At 75.2% G+C, this 20598-nt stretch carries 20 protein-coding genes; 6 read left to right on the top strand and 14 right to left on the bottom strand.

Going from position 1 to position 20598, the window contains the following annotated elements; translation table 11 throughout:
- A complete protein-coding gene (locus PKE99_RS34285) occupies positions 1 to 396 on the bottom strand; it encodes an anti-sigma factor antagonist (protein ID WP_081924715.1) in 396 nt (131 codons plus the stop codon).
- 463 nt (positions 397 to 859) lie between these two features.
- Here PKE99_RS34285 and PKE99_RS34280 point away from each other — a divergent pair, with 463 nt between their 5' ends.
- On the top strand, positions 860 to 1900 hold the full coding sequence (locus PKE99_RS34280; protein WP_063739892.1) for a SigB/SigF/SigG family RNA polymerase sigma factor: 1041 nt from the start codon (positions 860 to 862) through the stop codon (positions 1898 to 1900).
- Here the strand turns inward: PKE99_RS34280 and PKE99_RS34275 are convergent.
- The 6 genes from PKE99_RS34275 to PKE99_RS34250 form a co-directional block, all read right to left on the bottom strand.
- Positions 1797 to 2627, bottom strand: coding sequence for an MBL fold metallo-hydrolase (locus PKE99_RS34275; RefSeq protein ID WP_037053384.1), 831 nt, complete (start codon positions 2625 to 2627; stop codon positions 1797 to 1799). The two genes, PKE99_RS34280 and PKE99_RS34275, sit on opposite strands and share 104 nt — an antisense overlap.
- 292 nt (positions 2628 to 2919) lie before the next feature.
- Entirely contained in the window at positions 2920 to 3414 is a 495-nt protein-coding gene (locus PKE99_RS34270) for a hypothetical protein (RefSeq protein ID WP_051738276.1), read from the bottom strand.
- A 269-nt stretch (positions 3415 to 3683) separates the two neighbouring features.
- Positions 3684 to 4127, bottom strand: a complete 444-nt coding sequence (locus PKE99_RS34265; protein WP_037053382.1) for an Hsp20/alpha crystallin family protein — start codon at positions 4125 to 4127, stop codon at positions 3684 to 3686.
- Positions 4128 to 4262: 135 nt separating this feature from the next.
- Entirely contained in the window at positions 4263 to 4586 is a 324-nt protein-coding gene (locus PKE99_RS34260; RefSeq protein WP_037053379.1) for an STAS domain-containing protein, read from the bottom strand.
- Positions 4583 to 6205: an ATP-binding SpoIIE family protein phosphatase gene (locus PKE99_RS34255; protein ID WP_231498452.1), complete on the bottom strand. Its 1623-nt coding sequence runs from the start codon at positions 6203 to 6205 to the stop codon at positions 4583 to 4585. Before PKE99_RS34255 ends, PKE99_RS34260 begins: the two co-directional genes overlap by 4 nt.
- Before the next feature lie 9 nt (positions 6206 to 6214).
- Positions 6215 to 7738: an FAD-dependent oxidoreductase gene (locus PKE99_RS34250; RefSeq protein ID WP_051738274.1), complete on the bottom strand. Its 1524-nt coding sequence runs from the start codon at positions 7736 to 7738 to the stop codon at positions 6215 to 6217.
- A 129-nt stretch (positions 7739 to 7867) separates the two neighbouring features.
- Here PKE99_RS34250 and PKE99_RS34245 point away from each other — a divergent pair, with 129 nt between their 5' ends.
- Positions 7868 to 8335, top strand: coding sequence for a DUF2243 domain-containing protein (locus tag PKE99_RS34245; protein WP_037053377.1), 468 nt, complete (start codon positions 7868 to 7870; stop codon positions 8333 to 8335).
- Positions 8332 to 9066, top strand: coding sequence for a cytochrome c oxidase assembly protein (locus PKE99_RS34240; RefSeq protein WP_037053376.1), 735 nt, complete (start codon positions 8332 to 8334; stop codon positions 9064 to 9066). The genes PKE99_RS34245 and PKE99_RS34240 overlap by 4 nt, the downstream gene beginning before the upstream one ends.
- A gap of 65 nt (positions 9067 to 9131) precedes the next feature.
- On the opposite strand, the gene PKE99_RS34235 is transcribed toward PKE99_RS34240, so the two are convergent.
- The 4 genes from PKE99_RS34235 to PKE99_RS34220 form a co-directional block, all read right to left on the bottom strand.
- Positions 9132 to 10757, bottom strand: coding sequence for a PP2C family protein-serine/threonine phosphatase (locus PKE99_RS34235; protein WP_037053374.1), 1626 nt, complete (start codon positions 10755 to 10757; stop codon positions 9132 to 9134).
- Positions 10758 to 10776: 19 nt separating this feature from the next.
- Positions 10777 to 11157, bottom strand: a complete 381-nt coding sequence (locus tag PKE99_RS34230; RefSeq protein WP_037053372.1) for an STAS domain-containing protein — start codon at positions 11155 to 11157, stop codon at positions 10777 to 10779.
- 74 nt (positions 11158 to 11231) lie between these two features.
- Positions 11232 to 11642, bottom strand: a complete 411-nt coding sequence (locus PKE99_RS34225; protein WP_037053370.1) for a pyridoxamine 5'-phosphate oxidase family protein — start codon at positions 11640 to 11642, stop codon at positions 11232 to 11234.
- 107 nt (positions 11643 to 11749) lie between these two features.
- Positions 11750 to 12769: an NAD(P)/FAD-dependent oxidoreductase gene (locus PKE99_RS34220; protein WP_037053417.1), complete on the bottom strand. Its 1020-nt coding sequence runs from the start codon at positions 12767 to 12769 to the stop codon at positions 11750 to 11752.
- Positions 12770 to 12951: 182 nt separating this feature from the next.
- On the opposite strand from PKE99_RS34220, the gene PKE99_RS34215 reads away from it, so the two are divergent.
- Complete coding sequence (locus PKE99_RS34215) at positions 12952 to 13335, top strand: hypothetical protein (RefSeq protein ID WP_037053369.1); 384 nt, start codon at positions 12952 to 12954, stop codon at positions 13333 to 13335.
- Between the two features lie 123 nt (positions 13336 to 13458).
- On the opposite strand, the gene nrfD is transcribed toward PKE99_RS34215, so the two are convergent.
- Genes nrfD through fdh form a run of 3 tightly spaced genes read right to left on the bottom strand, consistent with a single transcriptional unit; the run spans position 13459 to position 18859 of the window.
- Entirely contained in the window at positions 13459 to 14526 is a 1068-nt protein-coding gene (gene nrfD / locus PKE99_RS34210) for an NrfD/PsrC family molybdoenzyme membrane anchor subunit (protein ID WP_037053368.1), read from the bottom strand.
- Positions 14523 to 15557, bottom strand: a complete 1035-nt coding sequence (locus tag PKE99_RS34205) for a 4Fe-4S dicluster domain-containing protein (RefSeq protein ID WP_037053367.1) — start codon at positions 15555 to 15557, stop codon at positions 14523 to 14525. The genes nrfD and PKE99_RS34205 overlap by 4 nt, the downstream gene beginning before the upstream one ends.
- Positions 15554 to 18859 carry a formate dehydrogenase gene (fdh, locus tag PKE99_RS34200; protein WP_231498450.1) on the bottom strand — a complete coding sequence of 1102 codons (3306 nt, stop codon included), beginning with the start codon at positions 18857 to 18859 and terminating at the stop codon, positions 15554 to 15556. Before fdh ends, PKE99_RS34205 begins: the two co-directional genes overlap by 4 nt.
- 205 nt (positions 18860 to 19064) lie before the next feature.
- Between fdh and PKE99_RS34195 the strand changes: the two genes are divergently transcribed.
- Together PKE99_RS34195 and PKE99_RS34190 are read left to right on the top strand one after the other, a co-directional pair.
- Entirely contained in the window at positions 19065 to 19925 is an 861-nt protein-coding gene (locus PKE99_RS34195; RefSeq protein ID WP_051738273.1) for a hypothetical protein, read from the top strand.
- Complete coding sequence (locus PKE99_RS34190) at positions 19922 to 20503, top strand: phage holin family protein (RefSeq protein ID WP_231498448.1); 582 nt, start codon at positions 19922 to 19924, stop codon at positions 20501 to 20503. The genes PKE99_RS34195 and PKE99_RS34190 overlap by 4 nt, the downstream gene beginning before the upstream one ends.
- The last annotated feature ends 95 nt before the right edge of the window (positions 20504 to 20598 follow it).

The following is a 20598-nucleotide window of genomic DNA, read 5'->3' as shown; positions in this document are numbered from 1 at the left end:
TCAGGAGGCGAGCGCGACGTCGAGGGTGGGGGCGAGCCGCAGCACCTGGTCCATCGCGGTGAGGGCGACGGGGCGCAGCACCGCCTTGTTCTCCGCGCCGGTCACCACGACGAGCGCGCCGGAGCGGGCCCGCGCCGCCACGTCGAGATCGGCCAGGACCGCGATCCCGTGCGAGCCGAGATAGGTCAGGTCCGAGAGATCCAGCACCAGCCGCACACCCCGGCCGAGCCGCAGCTCCGCGGCCCGCCGCACGGCATCCGCGTGCGCGACGTCGATCTCACCGGCGATCGCAAGGACCACCGTGCCCTCGGCGGGCTCCGCCGCCCGCACCCGCACCCCGTCGACCCGTACGCCGTCCACCCGGAGGTCGACCTCCCACCATTCGAACGTGCTCACCGGGGTGTCAGCGTCGGTGGGGGGTGCGGGCGTTACACCGCGAGGCGTGCATCACGAGCGACCCACGAGGTTCGCGCAGGGGACGTCCGTCGGGTCGCAGGGAGCAAGGGGGCGCCGACGCGGGGTCGCCGCACATGCCTCCGGGTACGGCACGCCCCTCGCGGCACCACCTCACACCGGGCCGGCACAGGTGCGGACGCGCAGCAGCCCTGCCCGCGGGTGTGCGGCCACCGCGATGCCGCACGTCCCGCCCCCCGACCGGGCGGAGTCCCGCCACCACCCCGCTCCCGCCCTGCGCCCGATCATCCGCGCGGGTAGCGTCCGGACCGGCGTCCCGGCGCCGGGGTGAAACAGTCCGCCCGTCGATCAGCACGTCCACGACGGAGGGAGCGCCCCACGTGACCGTCGAGCCCCGACTCGACCGCCCCGTCAGGGCGCCGCACCCGCGTACCGGAGGCGTCCGGTGACGGCCGGGCTCAGGACGCCGCCCGCCGGCGGAACCGGCGACGCGGAGCGTCCCGCCGGCATCACCGCCGACACCACCGCCGACATCACCGCAGACCCCGCCGTCACCCCTGCCGACACCACCGACACGACGGACGTGCCGCCGGACAGCGAGTACGTCGATCTCATGCCCGGCCTCTACGCCTACGCGGAGCTGGACCCGGCCGATCCCCGGCGGCGCGCGCTGCGCGACGAGCTGGTCCTCGGGTTCCTGCCGGTGGCCCGGCACCTGGCGAAGAAGCACAGCCGCGGCTACCCCGGCGGGCTCGACGACCTGGTGCAGGTCGCGACGGTGGGGCTCATCTCGGCGATCGACCGCTGGGACCCCGAGCGCGCCCAGGGCGAGTTCCTCGGCTACCTCATCCCGTGCGTGCGCGGGGAGATCCTGCGCTACTTCCGCGACCGCACCTGGAGCATGCGGGTGCCGCGGCGGCTGAAGGACCTCGGCGTGGCCATCCGCCGCGCCACCGGGCCGCTGTCCCAGCAGCTCGGCCGGGCGCCCAAGCCGAGCGAGCTGGCCGCGCACCTCGGCGCCGGGGTCGAGGAGGTCATCGAGGCCCTCGACGCCCAGGCGAACCAGAGCGCCGGCTCGCTCGACGCCGTCGCGGGCGACGAGGAGGGCGACAGCCCGCTGGCCGACCGGCTCGGCGAGCTGGACCGCGAGCTCGACCTCGTCGAGTACCGCGACGCGCTGCGCCCGCTGCTCGACCGCCTCCCCGAGCGCGAACGCACGATCCTCATGCTGCGCTTCTTCGGCGAGATGACCCAGACGCAGATCGCGGAACGGGTCGGCATCTCGCAGATGCACGTCTCCCGGCTGCTCTCGCGGACCCTCGCCGAGCTCCGGCGGGGGCTGCTCGACGACCGGGCACCCGTCGCGCCGCCGGCCGACGACGTCAGCCGGGCACGACCCGCGCGGCCGGCTCCAGCTGGGCGGTCTCACCCCGGTGCAGCACCCGCAGCCCCGCCGAGAGCCCACGGTCGTACAGCTCCTGCGTGAAGTGGCTGAGCGGGGACCGGAAGACGTCGTAGTCGTCGTGGTGCACCGGGATCGTGGTGCCGGGCCGGAACGCCTCCACGAGGTCCGCGCCCTGCCGCGCGTCCATCGTCACGAGGACCCCGGCGACCCGTGTCCCGCCCAGGTGCGCGACGAGGACGTCGGGCGGGCCGAAGCGCTCGTGGACGCGGTGCAGGAAGGGACGCATCAGCGTGTCGCCGGTCTGGTAGAGCCGCAGGACGGTGCGACCGGCGCGTTCGAGCTCCAGCACCGCGCCCATGACCGGCGGGAGGGCCCGGTGCACCAGCGCCGGACCGTGCTGCCCGGGCACCGCGGTCACCCGCAGCACCTCGTCGCCGCGTGAGGTCTCCCAGCTCTGCCAGGTGCGCAGCCCCTCGGCCGCGCCGAAACCCTGCCGGCGCAGGCGTCGCTCGGCGTGCGGGGTGGTCACGATCGGCACGGATCGCGGGAGGCCGCGCCGCGCGCGCCGGTCGAAGTGGTCGCCGTGCAGGTGTGACAGGACCACGGCGTCGAGCGGCGGCAGGTCCTCGGGGCCGAGCGCCGGTTCCGTTCGCCGCCTGCTGCTGAGGCCGTGGCCCAGGTATGCCCGCTCGCCGCGGTGCAGGAAGTTCGGGTCGGTGAGGACGGTGAAGGGGCCGAGCCGCTGCAGGGTCGTCGCGGTGCCGACGAAGGTCAGCGACGAGCCACCGGGCGCGGGAGCGGGATCCATCCGGGCCTGGTACCCGGGCCCGGGCCGCCCACTCCCCCGCATGTCGGGCGCCGGGCGACCTCGCACGTCGGGGGCCGGGCGGCAGGAGGTGGTGTGACGGCGTGCGTCCGCAGCGCCGTGCTCCCGTCGCCCGGCCCGGTGGGTGATCCGATCTCTTCTGCGTATGTCTCCGCTGTGTGTGACCTCCTCTCGGTCGTCGTGGACTCTGAAGGTTCGTCGACCGTCCGGTGCCCCGTGGCGGCGGACCGTCCGGCCGGTGCGGGACGACGATCGTGGGCGGGAAACGGACCGGTCAGCGGGGGCCGGCGCCGCTCCCCGCGAGTGCGGCCCGGCGGGACCGGTCCTCCGCGAGCTCCTCCGGGTCGTCCGGGGTGACGACACCGTCGAGCGCCGTGCCGGGCTCCGCGCCGGCGAAGGCGGTGAAGCCGAGGCGGACCTCACCGGCGCCGAGCGTGTGGTCGGGGTGCGGCAGGTGCCGCACGTGCGAGGTGTCGGCGTGGACGACGCCGGAGGCGTCGGCCGCGTCGAGCCGGGCGAGCAGCCGGGCCAGGGCCAGCGGCGCGTCGGTCGGCGGCGTGGAGGTCTGGGCGAGCGTGCGGTGCAGCTGTTCGGTCCGCCAGCCCCCGCGATCGCCGCTGCCCACGGACACGGGCACGGAGACGGTGAGCAGCCAGTGGGCCGGCTTCCCGGACAGGGCCGGGGTCGGGTGCACGGTGATCTCGGTGGCCTGGTCGGCTCGGACGAGGCTGCCGTCGTGCAGCTGCAGCCAGACGGAGGCGAGGCTCACGGGGGCTCCTGGGGTGCGGCGGGGTCCGCGTGGCGGGCGGAGGGAGGGGCACGGGAGGTCGCGGGGTCCGCGACCGCGCGGGTGCACGCGGCACCCGCGCGGTGCGGCGGCGACGGGGCGGCGACCGCTCCCGGGGCAGGGCGTGGGGGATCCCGGCGCGCCCGCGCGCGGCGGGCGGCCCGCCGAGGTCGCGTGCGCTCATCGGGCCTCACCTGCGTTCTGCTCCGAGGAGAGCCGGCCGGGCCCGGGTGGCCCGGTCGGTCGGACGGTCAGGCGTCGATCTCGCGGCGCCCCGGATCGTTCGCGGTGGAGATGGCGATGCTACGCGGCTTGGCCCTCTCTGCGACAGGGATGCGGAGGGTCAGAACTCCGGAGTGGTAGTCGGCGTGCACGTGTTCGGTGTCGAGCGTGTCGCCGAGGAACAGCTGGCGCGAGTAGACGCCCAGGGGCCGCTCGGACACCTGCATCTCGACGTGCTCGTCGCGCAGCGTCGGGCGGCGCTCGGCCTTGACCGTGAGCACGTTGCGCTCCACGGACAGCTCGATCGCCGAGGGATCGACGCCGGGGAGGTCGAACTCGACGACGAACTCGTCGCCGTGGCGGTAGGCGTCCATCGGCATGGCGGCGGGGCGGGACCACGTCCCGGCGGCCGTTCCGAGGGCCTGCTGGGCGAGGCGGTCGAACTCACGGAACGGGTCGGTACGCATCAGCATCGCGGGTCGCTCCTTCCAGTCCGGCACTGTGGCGATGCGCTCCGACCGGAACCTCCAGGCTCCGATCGGGATATCTCGATTCTGCACTACAGGTTTGGGCACGCGCAAGCGCCCGTGCCACTGGACCGTTCCAGATCAGCGCTCGCGGATGGGGACGATCTCGCCCAGCCCCACGAGCAGCACGGCCTTGCGGACCGGCGAGTCCGCGGGCAGCACGATCTCGAGCCCCACCTGCAGCAGTTCGAGGCGGTTCGCGAGGGTGAACAACGAGCGCAGCCCGGCGCTGTCGAGGTAGGTCAGCCCGCCCAGGTCCAGCACCACCGACCGCGCCCGGTTGGTGATCACGTCCTGCAGGCGCTGCTCGACGGCCGCCGCGTTCTCCAGGTCGACCTCACCGCCGACGGCGATCTCCCAGTGGCCGGGCTCGGCCTCATGCGCGTCGACGCTCACGTCGGTCACGAGTTCCTCCCCAGAGACTTCTCCAGCACGACCCGGGTACCGGTGGCGTCGCGGTCGACGTGGACCTCGTCGACGAGCCCGTGCATCAGGGTGGTCCCGCGCCCGCGGTTGACCCCACGGGCCTCGCGCCACGCCCCGGTGTCGCGGACGGTCGCCCGCACCCGACGCCCGTGCATCTCGAGGTGCACCTCGAGCACGCCGCCACCCGGCCCGTAGGCGTGCTCGACGACGTTGGCGCACGCCTCGCCCACGGCCAGGACCAGGTCGGAGATCTCCTCCGGGGTGGCCCCGACCGAGCCGAGGTAGGCCCGCAGGGACTGCCGCACGGACCGCAGCGACCGCGGCTCGGCGGGCTCGGCCAGCCGCAGCGGCGCCGTCCCGTCGTCGCCCGGCCGGGCCACGACCAGCAGCGCGACGTCGTCCGCGGACGTCCGGCTGCCGATGAGCCGGCCCATGATCCGTGCGCAGAGCTGCTCGGCGGGCCCGGGCCGCACCGCCTCGGTGAGCCGCGCCAGCCCGACGTCGAGCGACTCGCTGCGGCGCTCCACCAGGCCGTCCGTGTAGAGGACCAGGCAGGACCCGACGGGCAGGTCGACGGCGCGGGCGCGCCGGCGGCGCACCGGCGTCAGGCCGATCGGCGGGTCGGGCTCCACGTCCATCAGCTCGCCGGACTCGCCCGCCAGGCTGCGGACCGGTGGCGGGTGTCCGGCCGAGGCCACCCAGGCCACGCTCTGGTCGACCTCCACGACCGCGCACAGCACGGTCGCCATCACGTCCCGCTCGAAGTGCTGGACCTGCACGTCGAGCTTGCGCAGCAGCTCCGCCGGGTCCTCGGTGAGCAGGGCGTAGGCGCGCACGGCGCTGCGCAGCCGGCCCATCGCGACGGACGCCTGCAGCCCGCGCCCGACGACGTCGCCCACCACCACGCACAGCCGTCCCGACGGGAGGTCGAACACGTCGTACCAGTCGCCGCCGACCTCGCCGCCGTCGCCGGGCACGTACCGTGCGGCGAGCTCCAGCCCCGGCACGGTCGGCAGCTGACCGGGCAGCAGGCTGCGCTGCAGGGCCGCAGCGGCCGTCCGCTCGGCCTGGGTCATCCGGGCCTGCGTCGCCAGCGCGATGCGGTCCGCCGCCAGCTGCAGCAGCTCGGCGTCCTCGGGGGTGAACGCGCGCGGGACCAGCACGCCGACGTGCAGCACGCCGATCACGTCCCCCGCGACCAGCAGCGGGACGCCGAGCAGGGACCGGATGCCCTTCTCCCGCAGGATCGGGTTGAGGACGTTGGAGTGGTCGACCTCGTCGATGATCACGGGGCGTCGCTCCGCCGCGATCCGGCCGGCGAAGCCCCGGCCGATCGGGATCCGCACGCCCTGGCTGGTCTCCTCCTCCAGCCCGCGGGTGGCGGTGGCGACGAGGAACGTGGCCGAGGGGTCGAGCAGCAGCACGGCCACGGTGTCGACCTCGAGCAGGTCCCGGACGCGCTCGAGCACCTCGGCCAGCATCTCGTCGACCCCGAGCCGGGCGAGCTCGGTGTCGGTGAGCGTCTGGATCCGGCGGAGCCGGTCACCGGTCGTGTGGGGGCCGGCGTCCGTGGCCGCTCCGCTCTCGGCGGGTCGCACCATCGGAGTCTAGGCGCGCCGGTCGCCGGCGCCCCGGGCGCCCGGCACCGGTCGGCGTTCGAGGGGGCTGACCGCGGGGCCCTCGAGGACCGCGCCGTCGACGTCGAACCGGGAGCCGTGGCACGGGCAGTCCCAGCTGCGCTCGGCGCCGTTGAACCGCAGCAGGCAGCCGAGGTGCGTGCAGCGCACCGAGACGGCGTGCAGGCCGCCGCCGGGGTCGCGGTAGACGCCGGTGCGGTCGGTGCCCGAGCGGACGATCCGCCCCTCCCCCGCGGGGACCGCCGCTGCCGACCCGGCCTCCCCCGGCCGCAGCCGGTCGCCGACGAGGTCGAGTGCGACCTTGGCGTTCGTCCGGGCCAGGGTGGGCAGCGCCCGCGGGCTGACGCGGTGCGGGGTGAGCACCGGGGAACCGGGTCCGCCCGCGAGCTGCTCCGCGAGCAGGGCCGCCGCCATGCTGCCGCCGGAGAGCCCCCACTTCGAGTAGCCGGCGGCGACGAACACCCGCGACGAGACCGGGGTGTAGGTGCCGACCATCGGGGTGTGGTCGTAGGGCAGGGCGTCCTGCGCCGACCAGCGGTGGGTGACCCGTTCGACGGCGAAGTGGCGGCGCAGGAAGTCCTCGAGCACGCCGTAGCGGCCCGGGTCGACGCCCCGCTCCCCCGCCGGGTGGTCCTGGCCGCAGAGGATCACCTGGTCACCGAGCGAGCGGAAGGACCAGCTCGGCGAACCCGCGGTGATGGACATCGAGCGCGGCGGGCCGCCGCGGACCCGCGCGGCCACGCAGTAGGCCCGCACCGCCTCCATCCGCGCGAAGTAGACCCCGCGGTCCCAGACCGGGTAGTGCGTCGCGACGACGACCCGGTCGCCGGTCAGCACCCCCCGGGTCGTCCCGACGCGGACCGGGTCGTCCTCGGTGAGCGAGGTCGCGCGGGTGCGCTCGAACACCGCGGAGCCGCCGCCGTGCACGGCCGCGGCCAGCGCGCGGGCGTACCGGACCGGGTGCAGCTCGACCTGGCCGGGCAGCCGGACCGCGCCCGCGACCGGGAAGGGCAGGTCGGTCTCCTCGGTCCACTCCACCGGCAGCCCGGCGGCCCGCGCGGCCTCGAACTCCTTCTCCACCGACCGCAGCTCGGAGCGGTCCGCCGCGACCGTGCAGGCCTCCCGCCGCCGCAGGTCGCAGTCGACGCCCAGCTCCTCCACCACGGCCGCCACCAGCTCGACGCCGCGCAGGCTGTGCTCGGCGTAGTAGGCCGCCGCCTCCGCGCCGCGGGCCGACCGGATCCGCGACAGCATCGTGGCCTGCAGCGCCGTCACCTTGGCGGTGTTGTTGCCGGTCGCGCCGGAGGCCACCCGGTCCGCCTCGACGACCGCGACCCGCGCGCCGCGCTCCTTCAGCAGGTACGCCGTGGTCAGCCCGGTGATGCCGGCGCCGAGGACGAGCACGTCGAAGTGCCGCTCGGTCGAGGGCCCGGTGTAGCGGACGGCGGCGTGGTCGGCCAGCCAGGGCGAGCAGGTCTCGGTGGTGGTGGACACGGGTCGGTCCGCACGCGGGTGATCGGCCACCCGGGTGCCATACCCCGCGTCCGCGTGAACCAATCCGCGCGCCCCCGTGTCCGGCGGGCCGCGCCGGGTAGTGCCCCCGGGCGAGGGAGGGAGCACGCGATGGCGGGGACGACGGGGACGGACCGCGCGGTCACGCGCCGGGCGGGGCGGCGCAACGCGCTCGCGGGCGTGCTGCTGGGGCTCGGCGCGGTGGCGTTCGTCGACGAGACCGTGTTCCACCAGCTGTTGCACTGGCACCACTTCTACGACCGGGCGAGCTCGGCGGCCGGCCTGGTGTCGGACGGGATCTTCCACGCCTTCAGCTGGTTCGCCACCGTCGCCGCGCTGTTCCTGCTCGCCGCGCTGCGCCGGGACCGCGAGGTCCGGCCGCTGCGCGTGGTCGGCGGGGCGCTGGCGGGCGGCGGCGCCTTCCAGCTCTACGACGGGCTGGTCCAGCACAAGCTGCTGGGCCTGCACCAGATCCGGTACGTGCCCGACGTGCTGGTCTACGACGTCGTGTGGAACGTCCTCGCCGCCGTCCTGCTCGTCGTGGGCCTGGTGCTGCTGGCCCGGACGCGGCGCGCGTGAGCGGGCACGAGCTCGCGGGGCTGGTCGGCGCCGTCGTCGCGGGGGTGTATCTGGCGGCGGTCCTCGGGCGCCCGTGGCCTGCCGGACGGACGGCGTGCTGGCTCGGCGGGGTCGCGGCGGCCGTGGTCGGTGCCCCGCTGACCGGGCACGGCGACCTGCGGCTCCACGTCGTCGGGCACCTCCTGCTCGGCATGTTCGCGCCGCTGCTCCTCGTACGTGCCGCGCCGGTCACGCTCGCGCTGCGGACGCTGCCGGTGGTCCGCGCCCGCCGGCTGGCCGGGGTGCTGCGGTCGGGGCCGGTCCGCCTGGTCGGCCACCCCGTCGTCGCCGCCCTGCTCGACGTCGGCGGGCTGTGGGTGATGTTCCGGACCGGCCTGCACGCGGCGGCGGACCCGGCCGTGCACGCGCTGGTCGCGGTCCACATGCTGTCGGCCGGCACGCTGTTCGCCGCGGCGCTGGTGAGCCCGGACCCGGCGCCGCACCGGGCGCGTCTCGGCCTCCGCGCGGCGGTGCTGGTCGCCGCCGTCGCCGCGCACGACGTCCTCGCGAAGACGCTCTACGCCACCCCGCCGCCGGGGATCCCGGCCGAGCAGGCCCGGGCGGGTGCGGAGCTGCTGTACTACGGCGGCCTGCCGGTCGAGCTCGCGCTGATGGTGCTGCTCGGCGCCGAGTGGTGGGCGCGGGACCGCCGGGCCGGGCTCAGGCCGGCCCGAGCCGCCGGCTCATCGTGACGGTCGTGCCGTCCTCGCGGTGCTGGCGGTAGCGGGCGCGCGCTCGTCGCTCCCGCGGGTGCGCCTCACCCGGGCTCCCCGGTGCGGTGCACGTAGATCAGGGCCACGTCGTCGTCGTGCGTCCCGCCGGTCAGCTGCGCGACGAGCCCGTCGCACGACTCGACGGTGACCGGGCGCGGCAGCGCGGCGACCGCCTCGAGCAGCCACTCCAGACCCTCGGTGACGTCCCGGCTGCGGCTCTCCACCAGCCCGTCCGTGTACAGGAACAGGTCGTCCCCCCGGCGGAACTCCGCCGTGCGCTCCGGGAACACGGACCCGACGCCGAGCGGCTGGGCCAGCGCCTCGCCGAGCTGCTCGATCGGGCCGTCGGCGCGGAGCAGGAGGGCCGGCAGGTGCCCGGCGTTGGCGTAGACCAGGCCGTCGTCGGGCGTCTGAACGGCGTAGAAGCAGGTGACGAAGGTCGAGTCGGTGAAGCTGTCGAGCAGCGCCGAGACGTGCCGCAGCACCTCCGAGGGCGGCAGGCCGAGCAGGGCGTAGGAGCGGATCGCGGTGCGGACCTGCCCCATGACGGTGGCGGCGGTGACCCCGTGCCCCACGACGTCGCCGATCACGAAGGCGGTGGCGCCGGACGGGAGCCGGATGACGTCGAACCAGTCGCCGCCGATCTTCGGCCCGGTGGCCGCGGGCAGGTACCGGGTGACCAGCTCCAGCCCGGGGACCGTGGGGGTCTCGGGCAGCATGCTGCGCGAGAGCTCGCGGGTGAAGTCGCGCTCCCGCTCGAACATCCGGGCGTTGTCCAGCGCGATCGCCGAGTAGCCCGCGATGCCCTCGGCCACGTACTCGTGGCGCCCGGTGAACCGAGCCGGCTCGGGATGGCCGAAGAAGAAGCCGCCGAGCACCTCGCCGCTCGTCGGGCTGATCACCGACACCGCGAGGTAGCTGCGCACGGGCAGGTGACCCTCGGGCATGCCGTGGTACGGGGCGTTGCGGCCGAAGCGCGGGTCGGCAGTGATGTCGTCGCTGCGGACGGTGCCCTTGCCGTCGAAGGTCGGCGCGAACACCTCCGTGTTGCGGGGCATCGGGAAGCGCGAGAACGCCTCCCGCGGCACGCCGGACAGCGTGTAGAGCGTGTAGGACTCGCCGAACTGGTTGACCAGGTTGTAGAAGAACGCGCCGAACGCCGCGCCGACGGCCGTGGTCGCCGCGTCGGTGGCCTCCTGGACGATGCGGCCGATGTCGAGCTGCGCGGTGAGCCGGCGGCCCACCGAGTGCAGCGCGTCGATCACCGCGGCCTCGGTGCGCAGGGCACCCATCGCGCGACGGAGCCCGCCCGTGGCCGCGGCGACCGCCTCGGCCGCGAGCAGGTGCGACCGGCCGACCGCGGCGTGGGTCACCAGGGCGACGGCGTCCTGCGTCCCGTTGCTCCCGTCCCCGTTCTCCGTGCCGTCCCCGTCGAGGACGACGAGCGCCGCCGTGGCGCCCGGGAGCAGCGCGGCGAGCTGCGCCGCGTCGGGGACCAGCACGCCCGCGCCGTCGACCGGGCGCAGGCCGGCGAGCTGGCCGGCGGTGAGCACGAGCCGCTCGACGGGCACGGGACGCCCGTCGGGGCCGGTGAACGCCGACGCCAGGGCGGCCAGCAGCGCGTCGGACCCGGGGATCGCCCCGTCGGCCCCGTTCCGCTCCTCGATCATCGGCGGCTCATCCGGCGGCTCATCCGGCGGCGAGGGCGTCGGCGAGGGTGGGGTGGATCGTGAGCTCGTCCGTGAGCCGGGTCAGCTCCAGCGGGCGCAGGACGAGCCGGCCGGTCGCGACGACGCGGACCGGGACCTGCCCGCCCAGCTGCCGGTTGGCCCGGACGAGCTCCGCCATGCCGGCGGACGCCAGGAAGGTCACCTCGGTCAGGTCGATCACGAGCAGCGCCGGGCGCAGCCGCGCGGCGCGCTCCACCGTGCGCTGCACCTTGGGCGCGAGCGAGAGGTCGAGGGCACCGGCGACGGCGAGCACGACCCCCTCCGGCACCTGGTCGAGCCGGACGGAGCCCGCGGGCTCGTCGTCGAACGGGCCCGCGGCCACCCGTTCGGGTTCGGTCATGCGGTCATCCTCCCGTGCCACGGCCACGGAAGCGACACCGGATCCGGGGAGAGTCGTCGGGAGGGGGGCGATGGTCAGTGGGCGACCAGCCGGCGCCCGGTGAGTCGGGCGAGCGGCATGCTGATCGTGTGCCCGCCCCGGCTCGGGGGCCAGGGCGAGTGCAGGAGCCGGACCAGCGCGGACAGCCGCGAGCGGTCCGTGACCTCGTAGGCCTGCCCGATGCCGAGCACGCTCCACCCGGTGTGGTCCTCGGCGTCGATCCGGTCCACCTGGAAGGCGACGACGGCCCCGCGGGTCGCGGCGACCAGCGTCGGCCCGCCCGCGGAGCGGAAGACGATCTCCTCGCCGTCGAGCACGTAGGTGACGGGGTGCGCCGCGGGCATGGCCCCCTCGGTGTAGATCACCCGTCCGAGGTCGGCGGTCGCCAGGAGCCGCAGACACTCGGCACGGTCGATCTCGACGAGATCGGCCCTGCCGTCGGACACGGCTGTGGAGGACTCCGGCACATCGGGGATTCTCGTTCCCGACCGACCGTGCGGCAGGGGTCGAAAGCCCTTACTTGGGCTTTGGTGACCTCGGTCACAAGAAGATCTCAGAGGCCGTGCCGCCGGCCCCCCGCGACCAGGGCGGCGACGCGCTCCTCGGACCCGGCCGAGAAGGGGTCCCGGCGGGCGTCGACCGCCGCGCGGGTCTCCTCGACGACCAGGTCCGCGTTGATCTGTGCCGCTGCGTACGCCCCTGCCGCCGCGGCCCCTCCGACCTGCGCGGACGGGTCGGCGACGTTTCCCGCCGCCCACACGCCGGGCACGTCGGTCCGCCCCGCCGGGTCGGTCCGCAGGTGCTCCCCCATCCCGCTGGGGTGCTCGACGGCGTGCAGGCCCAGCGACCCGAGGAATCCCGCCCGCGCGACCATCCGGGTCGCCAGGGCGAGCGCCTCGCGCGGGACGCTCCGGCCGTCGGCGAGACACACCCCGGCGAGCCGGTCGTCGACGACGTCCAGCGACTCCACCGGGCCCTCGACGACGGCGATGTCGCGAGCGGCCAACTGCTCCGCCACCTCGTCCGTGAGCGGCGCCGCGGTGTGGGTGAAGAACGTGACGTCCGCGCTCCACTGCCGGAACAGCAGCACCTGGTGCACCGACATCGGGCCGGTCGCCAGCACGCCGATCGCCCGGTCCCGCACCTCCCAGCCGTGGCAGTAGGGGCAGTGCAGGACGTCGCGGCCCCACCGCTCCCGCAGCCCCCGGACGTCGGGCAGCTCGTCGACCAGCCCGGTCGTGACGAGCAGCCGCCGGGCGCGGGTGGTCCGGCCGTCCGCCAGCGCCACCCGGAATCCCGTGCCGTCCCGCGTCACCGTGGCGACCTCACCGGCCACGACCTCGCCGCCGTACCCGCGCACCTCCGCCCGGCCCCGCTCCAGCAGCTCCGCCGGGGACATCCCCTCCCGGCCCAGCAGCCCGTGCACGCCCGACGCCGGCGCGTTGCGGGGCTCGCCGCCGTCGATCACCACCACGGACCGCCGCGCCCTCGCCAGCATCAGCGCGCCGTTCAGGCCCGCCGCGCCGCCGCCGACGACCACCACGTCGTGACCCGTTCCCAGTTCCTCGGCCATCTCGACCACCTCCGGGGGCGAGAGTGCGCGAAAGACCTGAGCAGCGGCAAGTTCCGTTGCCGATCCGGCAACTCGGGTGCCTCGACGGGAGCGCGAGCCGGGTTCGTCGCGGAAAGCCGGCCCGAGGCATGAACGATCACCGCACCGGGAACGCGACGGGCAGGCACGAGGAAGGAGCAGTCGTGAGTGTTGCCGCCCCGATCCGGCCCGGCCGGCTGGCGATCTCCGGCCCGCGGGCGGACGTCCACGTCATCGCCGTCGAAGGAGCGCTCGACCAGATCGTGGGCACCCGCCTGCTGCGCCTGGTCGACGCCCGGATCCGGCTCCGCGACGTCAACCGCGCGACGACGCGGCACATCGTCCTCGACCTGACCGCGGTCGACTCCGCCACCGGCGCGGCCGTCGAGACGCTGGCCCGCGCGACCGGCACCGCGCAGCGGCACGGGATGGGCCTGCACGTCGTCGGGTTCGACGCGGTCGCCGGGCGCCTCCCGCTGGCCGCGCAGCAGCTCGTCAGACGGATGAGCCGGTACCCGAACCTCGACGCCGCCCTGCGGTCCCTCTGACCGCCGGACCGCCGAGCACCACGGCTCCACGACGCGCGCCAGCATCGCCCGCGAACGCGTTGTGGATCCATGACGCGCGCCGGTGCCGCTTCCGGGCGCGTGATGGAGCCATCCTGCGAGGCGTCAGGGGCGGCTGCCCCTGGCGTCGAGCCGCTCGCGCTGTGGCACCACGACGTACTTCGGGTCCTTCGTGGACGCCACGCCCGCCTCGAACACCCCGAAGCGCTGCAGCGCGCTGCCCGCGAGCAGCGCCAGGCCCGAGGCGGCGGCGCCGACCCGGCTCCGGTGGGCGACGAGCAGCGTCCCGGCCAGGCCCGCCGCCGTCAGCGCCTCCGAGGCGTGCCACAGCCGCGCGACGTGACCCTCCCGGTACACCTCGCCGACCAGCCCGAGCCGGTGCTCCATCACTCGCGAGGCCACGATCTCGCCCGCCGCCCCGACCGCGGCGAACGCCCGCGCCGGGCCCGCCTCCGCGACCGGCGCGCAGAGCATCCCGAACCCGCCGCCGCTGGCCGCCGCGGACCCGACGAAGACGAACGGCAGCTCGTCCCGCACCTCGTTCCACCCGGGAACGGCGGTGTGCGACAACAGGACCGCGGTGTACGACGCCACCCCGGGCGCCGTCGCGGCCGCGCTCAGCCCGAGCGGCCGGGCCAGCCGGCGCAGCAGCCGGGCGGGCCAGGTGCGACGCCACCGGCGCGGCACCAGCTCGTCGACCGCGGCGGCTCCCGCGCCCGCGCCGAACGCGCTGAGGATCCACGTCCCCACGCTCATCGGGGAGGTCGGCTTGAGCACCCGCAGCATGTGGTGGAAGCGCTCGGGCCGCCCCAGGTCCGACACGAGGAAGTACAGGCTGGCCAGCAGCGCGCCCAGCGAGCCGAGCCGGCTCGAGCGCCGCAGCGCGGGCCGGCCGGTGAGGTCCGCGCCCGCGGCGACCACCGACGACCCGGCGGCCAGCCCGCCGCAGAACAGGTAGGCGGCGATCTTCCACTCCCACACCGGCGCCTTGAGCACGGGACGCCCGTAGTAGGACCGGAACTCCGCCTCGGGGACGACCGTCGGCTCGCCGCCACCCCGCCGACCACCGTGTCGACCGCCGCGCCGCCGCCGGATCCCCTGGAACATCTCCGCGGAGCGCGCGGCACCGCCGCCCGCGTCGCTGGGCAGCTCGGCGGGCTCGGGGCCGGTCACCGCCGACCCCCCGCCACGAAGGCCGCCACGCCCGCCAGCAGGAACGCCGCCGCGGCCTGGCCCGCCCGCTTCCACATCGCCGGCGCGTCCCGGGTCGGGACGTGCGGGTCCGGCGGCAGGCCGTACACCTCGGGCTCGTCGAGCAGCAGGAAGAAGGCGCCGTCGCCGCCCACGCCGTCGTCCGGGTCCCGGCCGTACAGCCGCGCCTCGCCCACCCCGAGGTCGTGCAGCTGGGCGAGCCGGCGGTCGGCGCGCTCGCGCAGCTCGTCGAGCTCGCCGAACTGGATCGAGTCGGTCGGGCACGCCTTGGCGCAGGCGGGTTCGAGGCCGTCGCCGATGCGGTCGTAGCAGAGCGTGCACTTGTTGGCGCGGCCGTCGTGCTGCCGCCGGTCGATCACCCCGTAGGGGCAGCCGGACACGCAGTACCCGCAGCCGTTGCAGATGTCCTGCTGCACCACGACGGTGCCGAACTCGGTGCGGAACAGCGCCCCGGTCGGGCAGACGTCGAGGCACCCGGCGTGCGTGCAGTGCTTGCAGACGTCCGACGCCATCAGCCACCGGAAGTCGGTCCGGCCCTCGGCACCGGTGAGGTCGCCCGGCCGGTCGAAGCCGGGCATCCCCAACGCCTGCGGCTCCGGCCGGCCCGGCGGCAACGGTTCCGTGCCCAGCTCCGATCCCCCGCGCGGCGCCGCCTCCAGCCGCGCCTCGACCGCCCCCGCGGTCTCCGGGATCCCGCTCGGCCCGGTGGGCAGGCCCGCGAAGCCCGGGTCCTGGCGTCCCGTCACCCGCGCCTGCTCGACGAACGCGACGTGCCGCCACGAGTCCGCGCCGAGCATCCCGGTGTTGTCGAAGGACATGCCGAGCAGGTCCAGCCCGTCCTCGGGGACCGCGTTCCACTCCTTGCAGGCCACCTCGCACGCCTTGCAGCCGATGCACACCGAGGTGTCGGTGAAGAAGCCGACGCGGGGCGGGTGCTCCACGTGCCCGGCGTCGCCCGCCACGTCGTCGAGCGGCCCGTACAGCCGGTTCATGAACCCTCCTCGGTGTGCGGCACGCCGTGCGACGTGGCGATCCGCGTCCCGGTCTCCACGGTGATCCCGGCGGCGGCCCGCACCTCGTCGAGCAGTGCCCGCAGCGCCGGTCCGCGCGGCCGCGGGCCGGGCCGGACGTCGCAGGTCGCGACCTTGCTCTCCTGGATGAACACATTGGAGTCCTGGACGACGCCGAACAGGTCGTTGACGACGTCGCCGGACACCAGACCCGTGTGTCCGAAGTGGTAGGGCAGCCAGACCTGGTGCACCACGCGGTCGTCGACCCGCAGCGGCGCCAGCCGGTCGGTGACCACCACCCGGGCCTGCACCGCCGCCCGGCTCGTGACGACGTGCGCGTCGCCGAGGTGCGCCAGGCCCCGCTCGCGGGCGAGCTCGGGCGACACCTCCACGAACAGTGCGGGCTGCAGCTCCGACAGGTACGGCAGCTGCCGGCTCATCCCGCCCGCGGTGTGGTGCTCGGTCAGCCGCGCCGCGGTGAGGACGTACGGGAACACCTCGGACCCGTGTTCGGGCGGCGCGGGGTTCGACGGGTTGTCCGGCCTGCCGTACACCTTGCGCGTCGGGTTGCCCTGCTGCCGGTACAGGGGGTTGCGCACCGGGGACTCGTGCGGCTCGTAGTGGGTCGGCAGCGGCCCGTCGAGCAGGCCGTGCGGCGCGAACAACCAGGCCTTCCCGTCGGGCTGCATGACGAACGGGTCGTCGCCGGACAGCGCGGCGGGCCCCGTCGCGTCGTCCGGCGGCCGGTGCCCCGGCGGGGTGGTCCGCGGGAAGTCGGGGATGTCGTGCCCGGTCCAGGCGCCCTCGTCCGCGTCCCACCAGACGAGCTTCTTCCGCTCGCTCCACGGCCGGCCCTCCGGGTCCGCGGAGGCCCGGTTGTAGAGAACGCGCCGGTTCATCGGCCAGGTCCAGCCCCACTCGGCGTCGTAGGGCCCCTGCTCGGTGTGGGGCTTGCGCCGCGCGGCCTGGTTGACGCCGTCGGCGTAGACCCCGCTGTAGATCCAGCAACCGCAGGAGGTGCTGCCGTCGGCCTTGAGTCCGAGGTAGCTCGGCAGCAGGTCACCGGTGGTGAGGTCGTGGCCGTTGATCCGGCGCAGGACGTCGTCGGCCGACGGCTCGACCCAGACGCCTTCTCCTTCGGTGACGTAGTCCCACGCCAACTTCAGGATCGGCTCGTCGCGCTCCTGTGTGGACCCTGCCAGCCGCTCCCGGACCAGCCGGCCCAGGTGGTAGGCGAACCACAGCTCGGAGCGCCGGTCACCGGTCGGCTCCACGGCCTTGGTGCGCCACTGCAGCATCCGCTGGGTCTGGGTGAAGGTGCCCTCCTTCTCCACGTGCGACGCCGCGGGCATGAGGAACACCTCGGTGCGGCACCGCTCGGGCACGATCTCGCCGGTCTCGATCTCCGGCGAGTCCCGCCAGAAGGTCGCCGTCTCGATCTCGTTGAGGTCCCGCACGACCAGCCAGTCCAGGTTGGCCATCCCGAGCCGCTGGAGCTTGCCGTGCGCCGAGCCGACGGCGGGGTTCTGGCCGAGCACGAAGTAGCCGGACACCTTGCCGTCGATCATGTCCATCACGGTGCGGTAGGTGCCGTGGTCGCCGTCGATCCTCGGCAGCCAGCCGAAGCCGAAGTCGTTCTCCGGGGTGGCCGCGTCGCCGAAGTACTCCTTGAGCAGGGAGACCATGTAGGCGTCGACGTCGTAGCCGTAGCCCTTGTGCCCGCCCGTGCGCTGGTCGGCGATCCACGCGTCGAGGTCGGTGTGCGACACGTTCGGCATCGCCAGGTAGCCCGGCAGCAGGTTGAACAGCGTCGGGATGTCCGTGGAGCCCTGGATGCTCGCGTGCCCGCGCAGCGCGAACACGCCGCCGCCGGGCCGGCCGATGTTGCCCAGCAGCAGCTGGAGGATCGCGCCCGCGCGGATGTACTGCGCGCCGACGCTGTGCTGCGTCCAGCCCACGCTGTAGACCAGCGCGGTGGTCCGGTCACGGTTCGAGTGGGCCGTCCATGCGCGGCAGACCTCAAGGAACTCCTCCTGCGGGGTGCCGCAGACCCGCTCGACCATCTCGGGCGTGTAGCGGGCGAAGTGCCGCTTCAGGACCTGGAAGACGCACCGGGGGTGCTGGAGCGTCGGGTCCCGCTCGGCCTCCGCCGCGCGGTCGATGCCGGCGCCGCTCGCGCCGGCCTGGAACGGCTCGCTGAAGGTCTTCGCGCGGTCGCCGTCGTCGTCCCGCGGCGGCTCCGTGCCCTCGTAGAACCAGCTGTCGCGGTCGTAGGTGCCGGTGTCCGGGTCGTAGCCGGAGAACAGCCCGTCGAGGTCCTCGGTGTCGGCGAAGTCCTCCCGGACGAGGAACGACGCGTTCGTGTACGCCGCGACGTACTCGCGGAAGTCCAGGTCGTTGTCCAGGACGTACCGGATCACGCCGCCGAGGAAGGCGATGTCCGAGCCCGCGCGGATCGGGACGTAGGTGTCCGCGACCGCGCTGGTCCGGGTGAAGCGCGGGTCGATGTGGATCACCCGGGCGCCGCGCGCCTTCGCCTCCATCACCCACTGGAACCCGACCGGATGGGCCTCGGCCATGTTCGAGCCCATGATGATGATGCAGTCGGAGTTCGCGAGGTCCTGCTGGTAGTCCGTCGCGCCGCCGCGACCGAAGGAGGTCCCCAGACCGGGGACGGTGGCGGAGTGTCAAATACGGGCCTGGTTCTCGATCTGGATCGCGCCCATGGCCGTGAACAGCTTCTTGAGGAGGTAGTTCTCCTCGTTGTCCAGGGTGGCGCCGCCGAGGGCCGCGAGCCCGACGGTCCGGTTCAGCCGCCTGCCCTGCGCGTCGCGCTCCTGCCAGCCGCGTTCGCGCGCCGCGACGACCCGGTCGGCGATCATCTCCATCGCCTCGTGCAGGTCCAGCTCGGTCCACTCGGTGGCGTACGGGGCGCGGTAGCGGACCTTGTCCAGGCGCTGCGGGCCGGTCACCAGCTGGAGGCTCGCGGAACCCTTGGGGCACAGGCGGCCGCGCGAGATCGGCGAGTCCGGGTCGCCCTCGATCTGCACGACCTCCTCGTCGCGCACGTAGACCTTCTGCGCGCACCCGACCGCGCAGAAGGGACACACCGAGCCGGCCACGCGGTCCGCGGAGGCCGTCCGCGGTCGCAGGCCGACGTGCTTCGGCGACTGCGCCGCGGCCCCCCGGCCGAGCGGGTCCGCGCCCGTCAGCTGCCGGTACACCGGCCACGCCCCCAACGGCGTCGAGGCCCCGATCGACCCGAGCCACGTCCGCACGCCCATGCGGTCCCCCTTCGTCCTCCCGCGTCACTACCCGTGTCACCTCGGCCGAAACCGACCGCGGATCTTCCCACGGCCACCCGTTCGGCGGCGTCGTCACGGCGGCCTGGGCCGTCCGGGTGATTGAGCGACGGCGCGCCGTGGGCCGGTGTCCCCGGACCCGGGCTCGGGTACCGCCCCGGCCATCTCCGAACGGAAGGAGCGGGCAGTGACGGAGAGCACCAGCGAGACCGTCCGGGCCGAGGGCGCCGAGGTCGGTCGCACCGCCGCCGAGGCGGGCGGGCAGGTCGCCGGTACGGCGGCCGAGGAGGCACGCAACGTCGCCGGCGAGGCACGCCGGCAGGCGAAGGACCTCGTCGGGCAGGCGCGCGGCCGGTTGCAGGAGCAGGCGGGTTCGACGCAGCGTCAGGCCGCCGACGGCGTGCACGACGTCGCCGACCAGCTGCGGCAGATGGCGGGGTCGGCCGACGGCGGCCCGGTCGCCGACCTGGCCCACGAGGCGGCCGACCGGGCCGAGCGCTTCGCGTCCTGGCTGCGGGAGCGCGAGCCGGGCGACCTGGTCGAGGAGGTCCGCCGGGTGGCCCGCCGCCGCCCGGGCGCCTTCCTCGCCGGCGCCGCCCTGGCCGGGGTCCTGGTCGGGCGGTTGACCCGAGGCGTCGTCGAGCACGAGAAGGGCACGTCGCAGCCGGACGACGCGCCCACGCCGTGGCCGAGGGACCACCACGCCGCCCAGGGCGTTCCCCCCGGTCACGGCCCCGGACAGGCCGTGCCCCCGGGCTACGGGGTGGCCGGGCAGGGCATGCCCGCGGCCCCACCGCCGCCGGCGCCCGTGACGCCGGGCCCGGGGTCCACCCCGCCCGTGCCCCCGGGACCGGGCGCGGTCGGGCAGGGACCACCGCCGAACGCGCCCACGCCGCCGCAGGGCGGGCCCCTGGTGCCGCCACCCCCCGCGCCGCCGGGCTCCGGTCCGGCGCACGCGCCGCGACCGGGCTCGACGACCGTCGGCGAGTACGTCGACGAGCTGGGCCGCCGCGGTGACCCGCGCGTGAACGACCAGGACGGCCGGTGAGCGCGCCGGGCGGCGGCCCGCCGCGCGACCTCTCGCGGGACCTCCCGCCGAACATGCCGCCGAACGTGCCGCCGGGGATGCCGCCGGGGATGCCGGCCGACCACGGAGCGGGTCGGCACTCGGCTCCCCCGCCCGTTCCGTTCGACCAGCCGCAGGCGGCGCCCCATCCGGCCGGGGCGAGCCCGGCCGGCGGCCCGCCCGACGTCTCCGACGTGTCGGTCGGCGACCTCATGGGCCGGGTCTCGCGCGACCTCTCGACCCTGATGCGGCAGGAGCTCGCGCTCGCGCAGGCCGAGCTGAAGCAGGAGGCCCGCAAGGCGGGCAAGGCCGCCGGCGGCTTCGGGGCCGCCGGGTTCGCCGGCTACATGGTGCTGCTGTTCCTCTCGGTCGCCCTCTGGGCGGGGCTGAGCAACGTCATGGACAGCGGCTGGGCCGGCGTGATCGTGGCCGTGGTCTGGGCGGTGATCGGGGCGATCGCCTTCGTCGTCGGGCGGAACAACGCGCGCCGCACCCACCCCACCCCCGAACGCACGGTCGACACGCTCAAGCAGGTTCCCGACGCCCTCAAGGGCCGGTGAGGAGTTTCAATGACCGTGTCAAGCCGCGTTGGCTGCGGGGGCCGGTGCCTCGGTGGTGAAGCGGCGGTTGTCACGGAGCAGCGCCCAGACGAGGT

The organism is Pseudonocardia halophobica, from assembly GCF_027922425.1.
Lineage (GTDB): Bacteria > Actinomycetota > Actinomycetes > Mycobacteriales > Pseudonocardiaceae > Pseudonocardia > Pseudonocardia halophobica.
The sequence above is the reverse complement of the archived record's forward strand: the minus strand, read 5'-3'. Positions and strand labels throughout refer to the sequence as shown.

What these genes read in the sequence shown, in the direction of transcription:
- PKE99_RS34275 (WP_037053384.1), bottom strand. Translation starts at nt 2,627, where the DNA reads ATGGATCCCGCTCCCGCGCCCGGTGGCTCGTCGCTGACCTTCGTCGGC.
- PKE99_RS34265 (WP_037053382.1), bottom strand. Translation starts at nt 4,127, where the DNA reads ATGCTGATGCGTACCGACCCGTTCCGTGAGTTCGACCGCCTCGCCCAG.
- PKE99_RS34245 (WP_037053377.1), top strand. Translation starts at nt 7,868, where the DNA reads ATGGCGGGGACGACGGGGACGGACCGCGCGGTCACGCGCCGGGCGGGG.
- PKE99_RS34235 (WP_037053374.1), bottom strand. Translation starts at nt 10,757, where the DNA reads ATGATCGAGGAGCGGAACGGGGCCGACGGGGCGATCCCCGGGTCCGAC.
- PKE99_RS34230 (WP_037053372.1), bottom strand. Translation starts at nt 11,157, where the DNA reads ATGACCGAACCCGAACGGGTGGCCGCGGGCCCGTTCGACGACGAGCCC.
- PKE99_RS34220 (WP_037053417.1), bottom strand. Translation starts at nt 12,769, where the DNA reads ATGGCCGAGGAACTGGGAACGGGTCACGACGTGGTGGTCGTCGGCGGC.
- PKE99_RS34205 (WP_037053367.1), bottom strand. Translation starts at nt 15,557, where the DNA reads ATGAACCGGCTGTACGGGCCGCTCGACGACGTGGCGGGCGACGCCGGG.